This window comes from Domibacillus mangrovi (assembly GCF_001906925.1).
Taxonomy (GTDB): domain Bacteria; phylum Bacillota; class Bacilli; order Bacillales; family Domibacillaceae; genus Domibacillus; species Domibacillus mangrovi.
Genome location: NZ_MRWQ01000001.1, coordinates 348,487 through 368,034, shown reverse-complemented (window position 1 = coordinate 368,034; position 19,548 = coordinate 348,487). Strand labels below are relative to the sequence as shown.

The window sequence follows — 19,548 nt, the reverse complement described above, 5'->3', positions numbered from 1 at the left end:
TTTTTTGTTCATGTTCCATCTCATTCTGTTTATTTCAATTCCATCTGAGTTTTCGTTTTTTTTCAAAACGTGATGTCGCAGCATAATGAAAACCCTGGATGCGGTATACAGCGTCCAGGGTTTTATTGTTTACGCTTATTTAAATTTAGTCATAAAGCTATTTGTTCACACTTTTTTTCCTTTTTCAATTTTCTCGTATACACTGGCTAATGCCTGTTCAAACTTACCGGTCATTTTTGGATCATAGTAGCGCTTGTTTTTTAGTGTATTTGGTAAATATTGCTGAGGGACCCAGCCGTTTTCAAAATCATGCGGGTACTTGTAATCTACACCGCGTCCAAGTTTGCTGGCACTTTTATAACTTGCGTCTTTTACGTGAGCAGGTATTTCGCCTGCGCGTCCAGCACGGATGTCCGCAATGGCTGCATCAATCGCTTTATAAGCCGTGTTTGATTTTGGAGATAAACAAAGTTCAATAACGGCATTGGCAAGTGGAATGCGTGCTTCGGGAAAGCCCGTCCTTTCTGCCACTTCAATAGCCGCAAGCGTACGGGGACCTGCCTGAGGGCTTGCAAGGCCGATATCTTCATAGGCGATGATTAGTAAACGACGGGCAATACTGACGAGATCACCCGCTTCAATCAGCCGCGCCAAATAATGAAGTGCTGCATTGACATCGCTGCCCCTAATTGATTTCTGCAAGCCGCTTAACACATCATAGTGTGCATCCCCATCTTTATCGTGCGCAAAGCTTTTTTGCTGCAAACATTCTTCGGCTGCTTCAAGTGTAATCGGAATGACACCATCCGAGTTTGGCTGTGTTGATGTGACGGCAAGCTCGAGCGCATTTAATGAACTGCGCACATCACCTCCAGATGCTTCGGCAAAATGATTGAGTGCTTCGTCTGTTACATCGGTTTTGTAGGAACCGAGACCGCGTTCTGAATCGTCAAGTGCGCGCAAAATCAGCTTTTTCACTGCATCAGGTGTGAGCGGCTTCACCTCGAAAATTTGACAGCGGCTGCGGATCGCTGGGTTGATCGCATGATAAGGGTTGCTTGTCGTCGCACCGATCAGCGTAATCATCCCATTTTCTAAAAAAGGCAGTAAATAATCCTGTTTCGCTTTATCCAAACGATGCACTTCGTCTAATAGCAAAATGACTTTGCCTGACATTTTTGCCTCAGCTGCCACAATTTCCATATCTTTTTTGTTACTGGTGACGGCATTTAGCATCCGGAACGCATATTTCGTGCTGCCGGCAATCGCACCGGCAATGGACGTTTTCCCGGTGCCGGGTGGTCCATATAAAATCATCGATGACAATTGCTTTGCATCTGTCATGCGGCGAATAATTTTCCCCTCTCCAGTTAAATGATCCTGGCCGGCGACTTCATCAATCGTACGCGGCCGCATCCGGTAGGCAAGCGGCTTCATAAAAACCCTCCCAATCATTGTATATTGTCTCACTGTATCATAATCCATAGTATTCCGGCATGTTTTTTGTTTATATGAAATGGTATACTATGATAAGCATGTGATTAGAGTTATTATGTAATAAATAAAAATCGTGAACGAATGATGGATAAAATAATAGCTAAATGCTCGAATTGAAAAGAAGAGGTGTGAAATATGAGAATATCTACTAAAGGACGTTACGGATTAACGATTATGATTGAACTCGCCAAAAGACACGGTGACGGACCGACATCATTGCGGGTGATCGCGGGAGCACACAATTTATCAGAACATTATTTAGAGCAGCTTATTGCGCCGCTCCGCAATGCAGGATTTGTTCGCAGTATTCGTGGTGCATACGGGGGTTACGTACTCGGTCATGAGCCGGAAACGATTACAGCAGGCGACATCATCCGTGTGCTTGAAGGGCCGATTACGCTCGTTGAAGGAATTGAAGAAGAAGAACCGGCGAAACGTGAGCTTTGGATTCGGATTAGTGAGGCCATTAAAAATGTGCTTGAAAATACAACGCTCGATGATCTGGCGAACCATACGGCAACCGATGAATCTGATGCGTACATGTTTTATATTTAACGGGGTGTGAAAATGGAACGAATTTATTTAGATCACGCCGCCACGTCACCCGTTCATCCGGATGTTGCAAAAGTGATGCTTGATGTGTTATCGAGCACATACGGCAATCCATCAAGCATCCATACTTTTGGACGTGATGCGCGCCGTATTATCGACGGAGCACGGACGGTGATTGCCGGCACAATACATGCAGAACATAATGACATTATTTTCACGGGAAGTGGTACAGAAGCAGACAACTTAGCTATTTTTGGTACAGCTCGTTTGAAAAAAGCGGGTCATATCATTACAACAGCGATAGAACATCATGCTGTCTTACACGCGTGCGAAGCGCTTGAAAAAGAAGGGTTCGACCTTACATATTTGCCAGTAGATGAATCGGGTGTCGTCAGCGCTCAGGATGTAGAAAAAGCACTCCGTGAGGATACGATTCTCGTTTCAATTATGTATGGAAACAACGAAACAGGCGCCATACAGCCTGTGAAAGAAATTGGCGATCTACTCCGAGAACATTCGGCCGTATTTCATGTAGATGCTGTTCAAGCGTATGGTGTATTACCAATTAATGTTCAGGAATTAAATGTTGATTTTCTAGCCATCTCGGGCCACAAAATTAATGGCCCAAAAGGGATCGGCGTCTTGTATGCAAAGGCAGGATTACCACTGTTGCCTCTTTTATATGGAGGTGAGCAAGAGCGAAAACGCCGGGCTGGAACGGAAAATGTCGCAGCCATTGCTGGGATGGCTACGGCTGCTTCCATTGCTGTTCAGTTGATGGAAAAGCGAACGAATCAATACAAAGAATTAAAATCGATATTCATTGAAACATTAGCGCAACAGGGCATCGACTTTTCTGTAAACAGCAAAGTTGAACAGTCACTTGCACATGTGCTAAACTTATTTTTTCCAAGGGTGGATATTGAAGCCTTTCTCGTTAATCTTGACATGGAAGGAATCGCAGCATCGAGCGGTTCGGCGTGTACAGCAGGGTCTATAGAGCCATCTCACGTATTAACGGCGATGTTCGGTATAGATTCTGATAAATTGCGCTCATCGATCCGGTTCAGCTTCGGATTAAATAATACAAAAGAACAAATTGAGCGGGCTGCGGTAAAAACGGCTGAAATTGTCAAGCGGCTAGCATAGAAAGAGAGTGAAGAAATGAAAGCACCGAAAGATACACGAGTTGTAGTCGGCATGTCCGGTGGTGTCGATTCTTCGGTTGCGGCTCTGTTACTCAAAGAGCAAGGGTACGACGTTATCGGTATCTTCATGAAAAACTGGGATGATACAGATGAATTTGGCGTCTGCACGGCGACAGAAGATTATGATGATGTCATCCGAGTCTGCAATCAAATTGACATTCCGTATTATGCAGTCAATTTTGAAAAACAGTACTGGGATAAAGTGTTTACGTACTTTTTAGAAGAATATAAAGCAGGGCGTACGCCGAATCCGGATGTCATGTGTAATAAAGAAATTAAGTTTAAGGCCTTTTTAGACCACGCGATGAAGCTAGGTGCTGATTATCTTGCGACAGGTCATTACGCAAGAATTGACCGGAGCGGCGACGAAGTCAAAATGCTCCGAGGCGTTGATAACAATAAGGACCAAACGTATTTTTTAAATCAATTATCGCAAAGCCAGCTTGATAAAGTCATGTTTCCGATCGGTGAACTCGAGAAAAAACGGGTTCGTGAAATTGCGGCTGAAGCAGGACTTGCAACTGCCGCGAAAAAAGATTCAACAGGCATTTGTTTTATCGGTGAACGAAATTTCAAAGAATTTTTAGGGCAGTATTTGCCAGCACAGCCTGGTAATATGGTGACCTTTAAAGGCACAAAAATGGGCCGTCACGACGGGTTAATGTACTACACAATCGGTCAGCGCCATGGTCTTGGTATCGGTGGCTCTGGTGATCCCTGGTTTGTCGGCGGAAAAGATCTTGAAAAAAATGAATTGTACGTTGTGCAAGGGTTTGACCATGAAAAGCTATACTCTGATTCATTGACTGCTGTAAATGTTGGCTTTACAACAGAGCGGAATATGCCGGAAACCTTTCAATGCACAGCAAAATTCCGCTACCGCCAGGCAGATACAGGCGTGACGGTTCAGATGATCGCAGGCGGCAAGGCAAGTGTTACATTTGACGAACCAGTACGTGCCATCACACCGGGCCAGGCTGTCGTCTTTTACGACGGAGATATCTGTCTTGGCGGTGGTACGATTGATGAAGTATTTAAAGAAGGAAAACAGCTTGATTATGTCGGCTAAAGTGAAACTCCCATTGGTGAGGGGTTTTACTGCTCGTTAATTTGCGATAAAGTAATCCCGTCCCGTCACTTATGTTGGCGGGATTTATCCATTTCATGGCGAAATAACGAATCTGCCATCCTAAAGTATTTTTGGGGCATTTACTTGTCTTTGTTATAATGAAAGAAACAACTAACAACTTTTTTCGGAGGATACGATGGATAAAAACCAGCAAGGTATTGAGTTTTTACAAGAAGGAAAATGGGAAGAAGCACTAAAATTATTTACAGAGCAAATTGAAGAAGAACCGAATGATCCGGCGGCATACATTAATTTCGGCCATGTATTAGCTGAAATGGGTGACTACGTGCGTGCAGTCAAATTTTATGAAAAAGCAGTAGAAGTGAATCCGGCTGCTGGAGCTGCTCATTACGCACTAGGTTCTTTTTATTTTAGTCAGGAGCAGTTTGAAGAAGCGGCAAAGTCGTTTGAAAAAGCAACCCGAAATGGCATGGACGAAGCAGATGCCTTTTTTATGCTAGGGATGTCATTTGTACAGCTTGAACAGACCGTCATGGCGCTTCCCTTTTTAATGCGGGCCGTTGAATTGAATGAAGAAGATATAGAAGCCCGTTTTCAATTTGCATTAGCCCTTGCCAAAACGGAGCAATATGCAGAAGCGACAAGTCAGCTTGAGACCGTTATCGAACAGGATCCAGATCATGCAGATGCGTATTATAATCTTGGTGTCTTATTTGCGGGGCACCATGAAAATGCAGAACAAGCATATGAATGTTTCGACCGTGCACTGGAGATTCAGCCGGATCATATGCTTGCGGGATATGGAAAAAAACTGCTTGAAAAAGCAGAATAACGGAGTGGATGTACGTGGCGGAGGCGAAAAGAGATTTATTTACAGAAGGCGAACAGTTTCTTAAAGGCCGGCATATAGTGACGGTTTTTCGGAATGCTGAAAACTTTTACACTGTTCTTCGTGTCCGCGTCACGGAAACGGATGGGAATTATGAAGAAAAAGAAGCAGTCGTGACCGGCTATTTCCCCGCTGTTCATGAGCAGGAAATGTATATGTTTCACGGCCAATTTAAAGATCATCCGCGGTTTGGCCGCCAGTTTATTGCCCGGACGGCACAAAAAGAAATGCCACAGACGAAACAGGGCGTGATTACGTATTTATCCGGTGATTTGTTTAAAGGAATCGGCAAAAAAACAGCAGAAATGATTGTTGAAACACTCGGTGAACAAGCCATTTCGAAAATTATCGCAGACCGGACCTGTTTAAAAGAAGTGCCGCGGCTCCCCGCAGAAAAAGCCGACACGTTATATGACACGTTAATGAAACACCAAGGTCTTGAACAAATCATGATTGCGCTAAACGACTTCGGTTTTGGTCCTCAGCTTTCGATGAAGATTTATCAAATGTATTTCCAAGAGTCATTGAATATCATTCAAGAAAATCCGTATAAACTTGTGGAAGACATTGATGGGATCGGATTTATCCGTGCAGATGAAATTGGGGCGAAAATCGGGATTAGCGGGGCGCATCCGGATCGGTTGAAAGCGGCGATTTTATTTACCCTTGAACAGCAATGCTTGCAGGACGGTCATTGTTATGTGGAAGCGGACATACTTTTAACACATATAAAAGAATTGCTCGACAAAAGTGCGAATGGCACCGCTGAATTCGATGTCATTGCATCGCGTCTGATTGAACTTGAAGAAGAAGGGAAAGTGTCGGGTGAAGATAAGCGTGTCTACATGCCGTCTCTTTATTTTTCGGAAAAAGGACTCGTGACGAATGTACAGCGTGTACTCGAACAAGAATCGAATTCGTTCCCTGAATCTGAATTTTTACTAGCGCTTGGTGAACTTGAAGATCGTACCGGCATATCATACGCTCCTTCGCAAAAGCATGCGATCCAAACGGCACTGTCGTCTCCGCTCATGATTTTAACAGGAGGGCCTGGTACGGGAAAAACAACCGTTATTAAAGGAATCGTCGAATTATACGGCGAATTGAACGGATTGTCACTTGATCCGAAGCGCTACGATAAGGAAGAGCCATTTCCGATTAAATTGTGCGCGCCGACTGGACGTGCAGCCAAACGGATGATGGAATCGACTGGTCTGCCTGCCGTCACCATTCATAGGCTGCTCGGCTTTAATGGACAGGAAGAGCCAGAAGAAGAAGGCAAAGATATTGCAGGGCGGCTGCTTATTGTCGATGAAATGTCGATGGTTGATATTTGGCTTGCACATCAATTGTTTAAAGCAGTGCCAGACGATATGCAAATTGTACTCGTCGGTGATGAAGATCAGCTGCCCTCTGTCGGTCCTGGGCAAGTGTTAAAAGATATGCTAGCGTCCCAAGTGATTCCATCTGTCCGCTTAACGGATATTTATCGTCAGGAAGAAGGCTCGTCTATTATTAGTCTGGCGCATAGCATAAAAGATGGACGTGTGCCAGATACGCTCATGCAGCCGCAAAAAGACCGGTCATTCCTTCGCTGTCGGACCGAACAAATTCCGGAAGTCATTGAAAAAGTAGTCAAAAATGCAGCTGGAAAAGGATACGAACCGCGCGACATTCAAGTGCTCGCACCGATGTATAAAGGGCCTGCAGGCATTGATAAATTAAATGAAGTGCTGCAAAATGTACTGAATCCCAATGTAGATGGCCGACGGAAAGAACTTCCATTTGGTTCTGTCAAATATCGAATTGGCGATAAAGTGCTGCAGCTTGTCAACCAGCCCGAACAAAATGTCTTTAACGGTGATATTGGCGAAATTATTTCAATCTTTTTTGCAAAAGAAAATACGGAAAAAGAAGATATGGTCATTGTCTCATATGAAGGAAATGAAGTAACGTATACACGTAATGACTTAAATCAAATAACGCACGCATTTTGCTGTTCGATTCATAAATCGCAGGGAAGCGAGTTCCCAATCGTCATTTTACCGGTTGTTAAAAGCTATTATCGTATGCTGCGGCGCAATTTGCTTTACACAGCGATTACGCGAAGCAAACAATTTCTTATTTTATGCGGGGAAGAAGAGGCCTTTAACATAGGTATCGCAAGAAACGACGACCTCATTCGAAAAACGGCGCTGGCAGAGCGGCTTACAGAAGAGGAGCCTTCCTCTGTGCTTCATGCTTCCGGGAAGTTAACCGAAGAGACATGGATGAATGTCGATCCGATGATCGGCATGGATCATGTCACGCCATACGATTTTTTGCAGAATGAAGCATAAAAACGTGTCGTTCGGACATACTGCATTTAAAAGAAGTAGGAGTGAACAGTATGATATCTTGTCCGAACTGTGGCAGCCGGGAAGTTGGGAGAATTGGAGCTGGCCAGTTTTATTGCCACGACTGTTGTGTAGAAATGTCTGAACTAGAAGGGGGTCTCGTTATTCATCAAGTGGAAGAAGACGGTTCGCTTAGTCCAATTGACGAATGGTCGTGAGTTTCATTGACAAACGGGGCAATCCTTTTTATAATTCGGTTATCAATCTATTTTGACAAATCGGAGAAGGACAAAAGTACATCATAGCCCATTCGACTAGAGAAGAGTTCCCTAGGCTGAAAGGAATTCTGAATGAAGAATGATGGAAAGCTAGGTCTTGAGTGCAGGAATTACTGTCGTATGCCGCGTTAAGGCGTTTGAGAGGCGAGTCTTCAAGTTGATTCGCAATCAGGGTGGTACCGCGAAGAAGCCTTCGTCCCTGTTAGGGGATGGGGGCTTTTTTTGCTGTCTTTTCGTTCTTTTCCGGGATTTATCCCGCATTAACGGGCAGTAAGACCCCCACTTCAAAATTTCGAAAAGAAAAGAAGGATAAGCGGGGGATCCACTGCCCGTAAAAGCCCGATTGGTTCAATTAACATTCAGTGGGAGATGAAGAAAACCTCCACTGAATGAAGTTTCACTTTATGTATACATATTTTGAGGAGGAATTTTTCATGAAAACATTAACTGGCGCAGATATTCGCCGCCTGTATTTAGACTTTTTCCAGGAGAAAGGCCATCGCGTAGAACCGAGCGCACCGCTCGTTCCAATTGACGATGCCAGCCTGCTCTGGATCAATAGCGGAGTGGCGACATTAAAGAAATATTTTGACGGACGAATTATTCCTGATAATCCACGCATCACGAATGCGCAGAAATCGATTCGTACGAACGATATTGAAAACGTCGGAAAAACAGCTCGACATCATACGTTTTTTGAAATGTTAGGTAACTTTTCAATTGGAGAATACTTCAAAACAGAAGCCATTCACTGGGCTTGGGAGTTCCTTACAGATGAAAAGTGGATGGGCTTTGAAGCGGATAAGTTGTCTGTGACGATTCATCCGGAAGATGAAGAAGCCTATTTAATCTGGAAAAATGAAGTTGGTGTGCCAGATGAACGTATTATTCGCCTTGAAGGAAACTTTTGGGATATTGGAGAAGGTCCAAGCGGCCCAAATACGGAAATCTTCTACGATCGAGGCGAAGAATATGGTGCGGATGAAAATGATCCCGAATTGTATCCTGGGGGCGAAAATGATCGTTATTTAGAAGTATGGAACCTCGTCTTTTCTGAGTTTAACCATAATCCAGACGGTACATATACACCGCTTCCGAAGAAGAATATTGATACAGGAATGGGTCTTGAGCGAATGGCATCGGTCGTTCAAAATGTGCCAACAAACTTTGATACGGATTTATTTATACCGATCATCCGTGCGACAGAACGTATTTCTGGCGAAAAATATCACGTAGATGCAGAAAAAGACACAGCGTTTAAAGTGATTGCCGATCATATTCGTACGGTTGCTTTTGCCATCGGCGACGGTGCGCTTCCATCGAATGAAGGGCGCGGCTATGTCCTTCGCCGCTTACTTCGCCGTGCGGTGCGTTATGCAAAACAAATTGGCATTAACCGTCCGTTCATGTATGAACTTGTGCCGGTTGTTGGCGACATAATGAACGATTATTATTCCGAAGTGACGGAAAAGTCGGCGTTCATTCAAAAAGTGATTAAAAATGAAGAGGTAAGATTCCACGAAACGCTGAACGAAGGGCTTGCCATTTTGTCATCTGTCATTGAAAAAGCGAAAGCATCCGGATCTGATACTATTGCGGGTGCAGATATATTCCGTTTATATGATACGTATGGTTTCCCGGTTGAGTTGACAGAAGAATATGCGGAAGAAGAAGGCATGAAAGCCGATCACGCAAGCTTTGAACAAGAAATGAAGCAGCAGCGTGACCGTGCCCGTGCAGCTCGTCAAGATACAGATTCGATGCAAGTTCAAGGTGGCATTTTATCAACGATTACGACAGAAAGCACGTTCACATACGATCGTTTCACTGTTGACACGACAGTAGCTGTCATCATGAAAGACGGTGTGCTGATTGATGAAGCACATGAAGGCGATGACATTCAATTTATTTTGAAGGAAACACCGTTTTATGCTGAAAGCGGCGGACAAATTGCCGATAAAGGTGTGCTTGAATCGGATGAAGTACGCGTTGTGGTGAAAGATGTGCAGAAAGCACCAAATGGTCAAAATGTGCATAATGCAGTTGTAGAAAGCGGTATATTAATAGCAGACAGCAGCGTTACAGCGAAAGTAGACGTATTGTCACGCGGGAAAATTGTTAAAAATCATACAGCGACACATTTAATGCATCAAGCGTTAAAAGATGTGCTTGGCACACATGTGAATCAGGCAGGATCACTCGTCGATCCAGACCGTCTACGTTTTGACTTCTCACATTTCGGACAAGTAACAGCGGAAGAACTTGCGCAGGTTGAGACAATCGTCAACGAAAAAATTTGGCAGGGGATAGCAGTAGAAATAGCCTTTAAACCAATTGCAGAAGCGAAAGCAATGGGCGCGATGGCACTGTTTGGTGAAAAATATGGAGATATCGTCCGTGTTGTATCGATAGGCGATTACAGCTTAGAGTTGTGCGGCGGCTGCCATGTCATCAATACAGCAGAAATTGGTCTATTTAAAGTGCTATCTGAAAGTGGTATTGGCGCAGGTACACGTCGTATTGAAGCGGTGACCGGTGAAGGGGCGTTCCTTTATTTGAATAACCAGGCACAAGTGTTGAAAGAAGCAGCAATGAAACTAAAATCAAACACGAAAGATATTTTAGTGAAAGTAGAGAGTATTCAGACAGAGTTAAAAGAATTGCAACGTGAAAATGAATCACTTTCAAAGAAATTGTCAAATATAGAAGCAGGAAGTTTAACAGATCAAATACAAACGATTAACGGTGTTCAATTGCTTGCAGTGAGCGTACAGGCCCCGGATATGAATACATTGCGTACAATGGCGGATGAACTGAAACAAAAAGTGACTCCTGGCATCATTGTCCTTGTTGCTGAAGCAGAGGGCAAAGTGAATGTCGTGACCGCCGTTACTGGGGATCTAACAGAAAAAGGATACCATGCCGGTAAACTTGTGAAAGAAGTAGCAGGCCGTCTTGGCGGCGGCGGCGGCGGGCGTGCAGATATGGCACAGGCCGGTGGAAAAGATCCGTCAAAAATCGACGAAGCATTAAAATGTGCTGAGGAATGGGTTAAATCCATTTGAATATGTCGTTATTTGTTGTACAATGAACATAACGTACAGGAAGCGGGTTACATTCACCCCCGCATGAAGTGAGGTGCTGACAGTGAGTTCTTTTGACAAGACAATGCGGTTTAACTTTTCTGAAGAACCGTATGACGAAAATGTAAAAGAAGTATTGTTTAAAGTGCATAGCGCGCTTGAAGAAAAAGGCTACAATCCGATCAACCAAATTGTCGGATATTTGCTTTCTGGTGACCCGGCCTATATTCCGCGCCATAATGATGCGCGCAACTTAATCCGGCGTTTGGAACGGGATGAAATTATTGAAGAACTTGTCAAAACGTACTTAAAAGAACAGCAGGAGGATCCAACATCATGAGAACGATGGGCCTTGATTCCGGCACGAAAACAGTAGGCATCGCGATCAGTGATGCCTTTGGCTGGACAGCGCAGGGCATTGAAACAATAAAGATCAACGAAGAAGCCGGTGAATTTGGCATTGAGCGGATCGGCGAACTTGTACGCGAGCATGACGTGAGCAAATTTGTCGTTGGCTTTCCAAAAAATATGAATAATACAGTAGGTCCCCGTGGAGAAGCAGCACAGCGCTTTGCGGATCTGCTTGAAGGGGAATTTGGGTTTCCTGTTATTCTTTGGGATGAACGATTAACGACAATGGCAGCGGAACGTGTATTATTGGAAGCGGATGTCAGCCGGAAAAAACGTAAAAAAGTGATCGATAAAATGGCAGCGATGATGATTCTTCAAGGATATCTCGACAGTCAAAAATAATGAGGTGACCATTAATGGAACATGGCGAAAAACAAATTACAGTAATCGATGAAAATGGTAACGAGCAGCTTTGTGAAGTACTTTTCACTTTTAATTCAGATGAATTTGAAAAATCATACGTTCTTTATTTTCCTATAGGCGCAGAGGAAGATGATAATGAAGAAATCGAAATTCATGCATCATCGTTCCTTCCAAAAGAAGACGGAGAAGACGGTGAACTTGAACCGATTGAATCGGATGAAGAGTGGGAAATGATCGAAGAGATGCTCAACACATTCCTTGATGACGAAGAGCAGGAATGATTTTTGGAGGAACAGGCAGCTATTAAGCGCCTGTTCTTTTTCTTTTGATCACGTTCTTGTATAATAAGAAAAAATGCAAGATGTTGTCGAAAGGGGATCTTTATGTCGAATAAGCTATATCCGCCAGCCGGTCGAAAAAAAAGGCGGCTGAAACGGGCTGTATTATTTGTGCTTGTTTTTTTCCTTCTAATTATGGCAGGAGGAGCAGCGGGTGCGTATTATGTATGGCAAAGTGCCGTTAAACCGGCCGATGAAATAAGCGAGGAAAAAGTAGCAGTATCCATTCCATTAGGATCCAGTTTATCATTCATCTCGCAGAAACTTGAAGAAAGTGGAATTGTTAAAAATGCGACTCTCTTTAAATATTATGTGAAGTATATAGGAGAAGGTAATTTTCAGGCGGGTGAATACATGTTGTCACCTTCAATGACACCTAAAGAAATTATAGCAGCGTTAAAAGAGGGCAAAGTGATGGGCTTAGCAGATGGAAAAGTCTCGATTCCGGAAGGCTATCAATTAACACAAATAGCGGAGGTCATAGCGGCTGCGACCGATCATGATCCGCAAGATGTGCTGAAGTCAATTAATGATGATGCATTCGTCAAAAAAATGATAGCAGCTTATCCAGCCGTCGTCACAGAAGCAGTACTCAATGAAAATATACGCTATCCGCTTGAGGGCTATTTATACCCGGCAACATATGAAGTGCCGCACGGGGAGCAATCTGTTGAAGAACTTGCGGAAGAAATGATTGCGAAGACAGATGAAGTTGTCAAAAGCTATACGGATCAAATTAAAGCATCTGGCATGAAGATTCATGAGTTTTTAACGATTGCTTCGCTTGTTGAAGAAGAAGCAACGGGCAAAACAGACCGTAAAAAAATCGCCAGTGTCTTTTTCAACCGAATGAAAATAGATATGCCATTGCAAACAGACCCTACGGTTTTATACGCAAAGGGTGCACATCAAGATCGCGTTTTATATAAAGATCTTGAAGTCAATTCACCTTATAACACATACAAAGTAAAAGGGCTGACGCCAGGACCAATCGGCAACAGTGGAAGGGACTCCATGGAAGCCGTGCTAGAACCGGCACAAACGGATTATTTATACTTCCTCGCTTCATCTGCAGGGGATGTATATTATTCAAAAACATTAGATGAACACAATGCATTGAAACGAAAATATATTACAAATAATCAATAAGAAACGTGCATGGATTTTCTTTCTTTTCTATGATAGAATAATTCGGGCACAGAAGACTCGAGAAAGCTAATGCAGCTTTCTCTTTTTCTTAGAAAAGAGGTCATTTTTTCATGAAAGACGATATACACGGCTACATCGAATCATTGTTGCCGCCACGCGCGGAATTGTTTGCGGAAATGGAGCAGTACGCATTAAAACACGGCGTACCTATAATGGAGCCTGTTGGTATGGAGACGTTAATTGCCATGTTAAAGCTGCAAAAGCCTGCACGCATGCTTGAAATCGGAACAGCGATTGGCTACTCAGCTCTCCGAATGGCAGACGCTATGCCTGATCTTCGCATTACGACAATGGAGCGGGACAGTGAGCGATATGAGCAGGCACTTCAAAATATCGTCCGCTCAAACGATCAGGAACGCATACACGTATTGTTTGGTGATGCGCTAGAACTGGCAGAAGAAGCGGAAAAGTATGGACCGTTTGATGCGATTTTTATTGATGCAGCAAAAGGACAATACCGACGCTTTTTTGATTTATACGTACCGATGCTTGCACCGAACGGCGTCGTTTATTCCGATAATGTATTATTTAAAGGATATGCTGCAGGAATAGAAACACCGTCGAAACGAATAGAAAAGATGGTACAAAAAATTAAGGATTATAATGAATGGCTGATGACACATCCTAATTATCAGACAATGATTTTGCCATCTGGTGATGGGATTGCCATTAGCATAAAACGGAGTGAGGAAAAGTGACAAAACCAGAATTACTAGTGACGCCGGGCAGTGTCAGTGAGATGAAACGACAAATTGAAGCAGGTGCCGACGCTTTTGTCATTGGTGAGCAGCGGTATGGTCTTCGCCTTGCTGGAGAATTCAGCCGCGCACAAATACAAGAAGCTGTTACATTGGCACATGAGCATGGGAAAAAAGTATACGTCGCAGTGAATGCGATTTTTCATAATAAAATTGCTGATGAATTGGATGAATACGTACAGTTTGTAAGAGAATCAGGAGCTGACGCCATTGTGTATGGCGATCCGGCTGTCTTAATGGCAGTTCGCGCGTCTGCGCCAGGTTTTCCTCTTCACTGGAGTCCTGAGACGATTGCGACGAACTGGTATACAGCAAACTATTGGGGGAAACGTGGTTCTGTCCGTGCCGTGCTTTCACGCGAACTTAGCATGGATGCGATTATTGAAACGAAAGAAAATGCTGAAGTCGCAATTGAAGTGCAAGTACATGGCATGACATGCATGTTCCAGTCAAAACGGCCGCTTCTCGGTCATTACTTTGAATATATGGGCAAAAACATGGAAATCAAAAAGCGGCAAGGTGCGCAAAATATGCTTCTGCATGACGAAGAACGAAGCAATAAGTACCCTATTTATGAAGATGAAAATGGCACGCATATTATGAGTCCCAATGATATGTGTATTATAGATGAGCTGCAGGAGATGATTGAAGCAGGCATCGATTCATTTAAAATTGACGGTGTTCTTCAAACAGAAGAATATCGCATTGCATCAACAAAATTGTATCGAACAGCAATCGATTTATGCGTTGAGAACCCCGATCAATACGAAGAAGAAAAAGAAGAATTGCTTGAGGCAGCTGAAGCTCTTCAGCAAGATCATCGGCCGCTGGATTCAGGCTTTTTCTTTAAGGAAACGGTTTATTAAGGAAGGAGGAAACAATGATGGCAGCACTAAAAAACGACAGCATTTCAGCCATTGTCGATGGTAAACGAGTCATTGTGAAAAAACCGGAACTGCTTGCCCCCGCCGGAACACTTGAAAAACTGAAAATTGCTATCCGCTATGGGGCAGATGCCGTGTATATCGGTGGCCAGGAATACGGTCTCCGTTCCAATGCAGGTAACTTTACATTTGATGATATGAAAGAAGGCGTTGCATTTGCACAGCGTTATGGAGCAAAAGTATATGTGACCACGAATATCTTTGCACACAATGAAAATATTGACGGTCTTGAAGATTATTTGCGCGGTCTCGGAGAAGTAGGTATAGCAGGCATTATCGTTGCGGATCCCCTTATTATCGAAACGTGCCGCCGCGTTGCACCAAATGTGGAAGTACATTTAAGCACACAGCAATCGCTGTCTAATTGGCGAGCAGTTCAATATTGGAAAGAAGAAGGGCTTGACCGTGTTGTTTTAGCACGTGAGACGACGGGGGAAGAAATGCGTCTTATGAAAGAAAAAGTCGATATTGAAATCGAAACGTTTATTCATGGTGCTATGTGTATCGCGTATTCGGGGCGTTGTGTGCTAAGCAATCACATGACGGCACGCGATTCAAATCGCGGTGGCTGCTGTCAGTCATGTCGATGGGATTACAATCTTGTTGAGATGGAAGATGGCGAAGAAACGGCTTTGACGACAGGCGAAGATTCACCATTTGCGATGAGTCCGAAAGATTTACGATTGCTCCAATCGATCCCAGGGCTTGTTGAACTTGGTATTGACAGCTTGAAAATTGAAGGACGAATGAAATCGATTCATTACGTCGCAACCGTTGTCGGTGTGTACAGGAAAGTGATTGATGCTTATTGCGCGGACCCGGAAAACTTCACCATTCAGCCTGAATGGTTAGAAGAACTTGAAAAGTGTGCAAATCGTCCAGCAGCACCAGCGTTCTTTGAAGGTATACCAGGTGCAGATGAGCAGCTGTTTGGCGTGCATGGTAAAAAAGCGTCTCATGACTTTACCGGTCTTGTTGTAGATTATGATGCAAACACACAAATCGTCACGTTGCAGCAACGTAACTTTTTTCGTCCGGGCGATACAGTTGAATTTTTCGGACCTGACATGGACACCTTTACACAAGTCGTTGGAACCGTTGTCGATGAAGAAGGCAATGAGCTCGACGCTGCTCGTCATCCACTTCAAATTGTTAAATTCAAAGTGGAACGCCCTGTATCAAAAGATGATATGATGCGGAAAGGGCTGTGACATTTATCCCGGATTAACAGGCAGTAAGACCCCCGCTTCAAGATTTCAAAAAAAGAAGGATAAGCGAGGGGATCCACTGTCCATAAAAGCCCGATTGGTTCGGGCCGGCTGAAGCCGGTCACTCAGGTATGGCCGCAGGACGCGGCGCTCTTTACCTGAGTTCCTGTTTATTCAGTGTAGGATAGCGGAACGCAGACTAAGATCGTTACGTCCTGTGACAACGTCTGTATGATTCACATCCTGTGAACCTACCCCTCACTGAATGAAGTTTCACTTTATTTGTATAGCATAATGAATAGTAAGTTGTTTATAAATATGGATGTTGATCTGCGGTATATTACGTGCAAAAATACAAACAAATCTTGAACAAAAAGATATTTTATAGTATGTTTTTATGAAACAGGCATATAATTTGGAAAACGCGCGCCCTCTTTAAGAGGGTGCGCGCTCATATTTCAATGCCTTTTTTGAACATTAAAGGAGTGGAAAAAGTTGTCGAACGAAAAAGTATACATGATGACACTGGTAGGTAAAGAAAAATTAGAACAAGAGCTGGAACACTTAAAATCAGTAAAGCGTAAAGAAGTAGTCGAGCGCATTAAAATTGCCCGCAGCTTCGGCGACCTGTCTGAAAACTCCGAATATGATTCGGCAAAAGAAGAGCAGGCGTTTGTAGAAGGACGGATTGGTACGATTGAAACAATGATCCGTAACGCGAAAATTATTGAAGAAAATTCGGTGAATTCCGACGAGGTTTCACTTGGCAAGACTGTTACATTCATTGAGTTGCCGGACGGTGAAGAAGAAAGTTATACAATTGTCGGCAGTGCAGAGGCGGATCCATTTGAAGGGAAGATTTCAAATGATTCACCGATTGCGAAAAGCATGATTGGCAGACGTGTCGGTGACAAAGTAATCGTCCAAACACCAGCAGGCGAAATGAAAGTGAAAATTGTTTCAATCGGTTAAATAAAAAAGCGCTTAAGGCTTGAGCCTTTTGCGTTTTTTTTATGCAAATTCATTTAACCTGTAAAGAAGACGTGTTAAAATGGAGGCGTAACGAGGAGGAGAAAAAATGGAACAAACGTCGCGTGCAGAACGCAAAACAAAGCGGAGAAAAACAAACCGTATTTTAAATACAGCTATCGCAGTTGTCGCGATGCTTATCATTATTGTCGGATTTACGATTTTTGCGGGGGGAAATAATGAAGAACCGGTCGCTACAGAAGAAGCAAAAAGGGCACAAGAGCAGACAGCTGCTGTAACAGATGATGAAAAGAAAGAAGAGGAACCAGAATCAGCTGCAACAAAAGAACCTGTTAAAGAAGAGTCTGTTAAAGAAGAGGAACCGACTGAGAAAGTGATTGTAAAAGAAGGTTCGGAGCCGAATGTAGAAAAAGATATTGTTGATCCGAATTGGGAAGGTGTTGGTACATCTCAATCAGGTACGCATACATCTTCATTTGAAATGAATTCAACAGACTGGCAGGAAAAAGTAAAGGCAATTTCCTACGCAACAGGCATCGCTTCGGATGACATGACAGTTTGGTACATAAGTGGAAATGGACCTAAAGGAGCGATTGGTACCGTTTCGCCTAAAGCGGATCAAAATGATGCGTACCGAGTTTACATTGAATGGGTAGAGGGACAGGGATGGAAACCGGTCAAAGTGCAGAAGCTAGAGCAAAACGATAAAGGACATTAATAAAGGGCCCGCTTTGACGGCGGGTTTTTTTGTGGGAAAAAGAGAAGAGGGAGTGGTTTATAATGAAAATAGCTATTATTGGTGCTATGGAAGAAGAAGTATTGATTTTACGTAAAGCGATGGAAAATAAAGAAGTGAAGACAATCGCAGGCAGCGAGTATACAACAGGTACATTATGTGGTGTTGACGTCATCTTGCTTCGTTCGGGAATTGGGAAGGTAAACGCGGCGATGACGACTTCTGTACTTATTCACGAATTCCAACCGGATATCATCATTAATACGGGATCTGCAGGTGGACTCTCTCCAGAATTACAGGTTGGCGATATCGTTATTTCATCTGAAGTGCGTTATCATGATGTTGATGTGACAGCATTTGGATACGAGTATGGCCAAGTACCGCAGCTACCGGCGGCGTTTATAGCAGACGCGCGTCTCATTCAAATCGCTGCTGCTTGTGCAGAAGTGGATCAAAATGTAAAAACAGTGAAAGGATTAATTGCGACAGGAGATTCATTTATGAATGATCCGGTGCGTGTACAGGCTATTGCTGAAAAATTTATGAATTTGCAGGCGGTTGAAATGGAAGCAGCAGCGATCGCACAAGTGGCCCATCAATTTAATGTTCCATTTGTCATCATTCGTGCGCTTTCTGATATTGCGGGAAAAGAATCGGATATTTCATTTGAACAGTTCTTGCCAAAAGCAGGTCTTCATTCGGCGAATCTCGTCATGAAAATGACAGAAGAACTCGGAAAAGAGTAAGAAAACGATAACAAAACGGTTAATTTATGATAAAGTAGTAGAAATGATAGAAGTGGAATTGAAAAGGAGTGTTGCTAGAATGGTTATGATGATTTTAGGGTTGTTGCTGGCGACTGTAACAGGTGTTATGATTTCTGCATCAATCGACTGATGGCAGACGAGTGGATGGGTGCTCCAAAAGAGTTTCTTTGGAGCCTCTTTTTTGTTTTGTCGAAAGTTTCTTGAATTCTTGCATCATTTTGGCTAGTGCCCGCTTTTCGATTCGTGACACATAGCTACGTGAAATATTCATCTCGGCGGCAATTTCCCGCTGTGTTTTATCACTGCCGTTACCGATCCCGTAACGAGCAGCGATGACTGCTGTTTCTCGTGCATCTAAAACAGCAAGACAGCTTTTCATCTGTTCGATATCCATCTCAAGTGACAGACGTGCAGCGATGTCTTCATCTTCTGTTTTTAATAGATCAAGCAAGCTGATTTCATTACCTTCTTTATCGCGTCCAACGGGGTCGTATAAAGAGATGTCCTTTTTCGTTTTCTTCAATGTGCGAAAATACATGAGAATTTCATTTTCAATACATCGCGCTGCATAGGTCGCCAGTTTCGTCCCTTTTTTGCCAGAGTAGCTTTCAATGCCTTTAATTAACCCGATCGTGCCGATAGAAATCAAATCTTCTGTGTCTTCATTTGTCTTTTCAAATTTTTTGACAATGTGAGCTACGAGTCGCAAGTTATGCTCAATCAGCTTTGTCCGGGCATGGCGGTCACCTTGCTCATGGAGTGCCAGATATTTCTTTTCGTCTTCGGCAGAAAGTGGGTGTGGAAAAGCATTATGTTTCACGTACGAAACGAAAAAAACCGCTTCTTTCAATAAAAAAGAGAGAGCGGCAGCCAGTTCAATCATGAAGATCC

19 protein-coding genes and 1 other annotated feature are annotated in these 19,548 nt (G+C 43.4%); of the genes, 17 read left to right on the top strand and 2 right to left on the bottom strand.

Going from position 1 to position 19,548, the window contains the following annotated elements; genetic code table 11:
- Positions 1-165: 165 nt before the first annotated feature.
- Positions 166-1,437 (bottom strand): replication-associated recombination protein A, encoded by a 1,272-nt coding sequence (locus BLL40_RS01880; RefSeq protein ID WP_073710201.1) that lies wholly within the window; start codon positions 1,435-1,437, stop codon positions 166-168.
- Between the two features lie 195 nt (positions 1,438-1,632).
- Between BLL40_RS01880 and cymR the strand changes: the two genes are divergently transcribed.
- The 17 genes from cymR (at position 1,633) to mtnN (ending at position 18,636) form a co-directional block, all read left to right on the top strand.
- Positions 1,633-2,052 (top strand): cysteine metabolism transcriptional regulator CymR, encoded by a 420-nt coding sequence (cymR, locus tag BLL40_RS01875; RefSeq protein WP_073710200.1) that lies wholly within the window; start codon positions 1,633-1,635, stop codon positions 2,050-2,052.
- A gap of 12 nt (positions 2,053-2,064) precedes the next feature.
- Positions 2,065-3,198 carry a cysteine desulfurase family protein gene (locus BLL40_RS01870; RefSeq protein ID WP_073710199.1) on the top strand — a complete coding sequence of 378 codons (1,134 nt, stop codon included), beginning with the start codon at positions 2,065-2,067 and terminating at the stop codon, positions 3,196-3,198.
- A gap of 15 nt (positions 3,199-3,213) precedes the next feature.
- Positions 3,214-4,326, top strand: a complete 1,113-nt coding sequence (gene mnmA / locus BLL40_RS01865; RefSeq protein ID WP_073710198.1) for a tRNA 2-thiouridine(34) synthase MnmA — start codon at positions 3,214-3,216, stop codon at positions 4,324-4,326.
- Positions 4,327-4,522: 196 nt separating this feature from the next.
- The gene (locus BLL40_RS01860) at positions 4,523-5,179 is read left to right on the top strand and encodes a tetratricopeptide repeat protein (protein WP_073710197.1); all 657 of its coding nucleotides are present in this window, start codon (positions 4,523-4,525) and stop codon (positions 5,177-5,179) included.
- An 8-nt stretch (positions 5,180-5,187) separates the two neighbouring features.
- Positions 5,188-7,575 carry an SF1B family DNA helicase RecD2 gene (gene recD2, locus BLL40_RS01855; protein ID WP_073710196.1) on the top strand — a complete coding sequence of 796 codons (2,388 nt, stop codon included), beginning with the start codon at positions 5,188-5,190 and terminating at the stop codon, positions 7,573-7,575.
- Between the two features lie 50 nt (positions 7,576-7,625).
- Positions 7,626-7,790 carry a hypothetical protein gene (locus BLL40_RS17495; protein ID WP_018394014.1) on the top strand — a complete coding sequence of 55 codons (165 nt, stop codon included), beginning with the start codon at positions 7,626-7,628 and terminating at the stop codon, positions 7,788-7,790.
- Positions 7,791-7,844: 54 nt separating this feature from the next.
- Positions 7,845-8,054 (top strand) — a binding site (T-box leader).
- A gap of 230 nt (positions 8,055-8,284) precedes the next feature.
- Positions 8,285-10,915: an alanine--tRNA ligase gene (gene alaS, locus BLL40_RS01850; protein ID WP_073710195.1), complete on the top strand. Its 2,631-nt coding sequence runs from the start codon at positions 8,285-8,287 to the stop codon at positions 10,913-10,915.
- 82 nt (positions 10,916-10,997) lie between these two features.
- Positions 10,998-11,273, top strand: a complete 276-nt coding sequence (locus BLL40_RS01845) for an IreB family regulatory phosphoprotein (protein WP_073710194.1) — start codon at positions 10,998-11,000, stop codon at positions 11,271-11,273.
- Entirely contained in the window at positions 11,270-11,686 is a 417-nt protein-coding gene (gene ruvX, locus BLL40_RS01840) for a Holliday junction resolvase RuvX (RefSeq protein ID WP_073710193.1), read from the top strand. The genes BLL40_RS01845 and ruvX overlap by 4 nt, the downstream gene beginning before the upstream one ends.
- A gap of 14 nt (positions 11,687-11,700) precedes the next feature.
- On the top strand, positions 11,701-11,988 hold the full coding sequence (locus tag BLL40_RS01835; RefSeq protein ID WP_073710192.1) for a DUF1292 domain-containing protein: 288 nt from the start codon (positions 11,701-11,703) through the stop codon (positions 11,986-11,988).
- A gap of 102 nt (positions 11,989-12,090) precedes the next feature.
- Entirely contained in the window at positions 12,091-13,194 is a 1,104-nt protein-coding gene (gene mltG, locus BLL40_RS01830) for an endolytic transglycosylase MltG (RefSeq protein ID WP_073710191.1), read from the top strand.
- A 110-nt stretch (positions 13,195-13,304) separates the two neighbouring features.
- Positions 13,305-13,952, top strand: coding sequence for an O-methyltransferase (locus BLL40_RS01825; protein ID WP_073710190.1), 648 nt, complete (start codon positions 13,305-13,307; stop codon positions 13,950-13,952).
- Positions 13,949-14,878, top strand: a complete 930-nt coding sequence (locus BLL40_RS01820; RefSeq protein WP_073710189.1) for a peptidase U32 family protein — start codon at positions 13,949-13,951, stop codon at positions 14,876-14,878. Before BLL40_RS01825 ends, BLL40_RS01820 begins: the two co-directional genes overlap by 4 nt.
- A 17-nt stretch (positions 14,879-14,895) precedes the next feature.
- On the top strand, positions 14,896-16,167 hold the full coding sequence (locus BLL40_RS01815) for a peptidase U32 family protein (protein ID WP_073710188.1): 1,272 nt from the start codon (positions 14,896-14,898) through the stop codon (positions 16,165-16,167).
- A 492-nt stretch (positions 16,168-16,659) separates the two neighbouring features.
- The gene (gene greA / locus BLL40_RS01810; RefSeq protein WP_073710187.1) at positions 16,660-17,136 is read left to right on the top strand and encodes a transcription elongation factor GreA; all 477 of its coding nucleotides are present in this window, start codon (positions 16,660-16,662) and stop codon (positions 17,134-17,136) included.
- A gap of 106 nt (positions 17,137-17,242) precedes the next feature.
- Positions 17,243-17,872, top strand: a complete 630-nt coding sequence (locus tag BLL40_RS01805; RefSeq protein WP_073710186.1) for a DUF1510 family protein — start codon at positions 17,243-17,245, stop codon at positions 17,870-17,872.
- A gap of 62 nt (positions 17,873-17,934) precedes the next feature.
- Complete coding sequence (mtnN, locus tag BLL40_RS01800) at positions 17,935-18,636, top strand: 5'-methylthioadenosine/S-adenosylhomocysteine nucleosidase (RefSeq protein WP_073710185.1); 702 nt, start codon at positions 17,935-17,937, stop codon at positions 18,634-18,636.
- Between the two features lie 139 nt (positions 18,637-18,775).
- On the opposite strand, the gene sigK is transcribed toward mtnN, so the two are convergent.
- Positions 18,776-19,540 (bottom strand): RNA polymerase sporulation sigma factor SigK, encoded by a 765-nt coding sequence (sigK, locus tag BLL40_RS01795; protein WP_073710184.1) that lies wholly within the window; start codon positions 19,538-19,540, stop codon positions 18,776-18,778.
- Between the last annotated feature and the right edge of the window lie 8 nt (positions 19,541-19,548).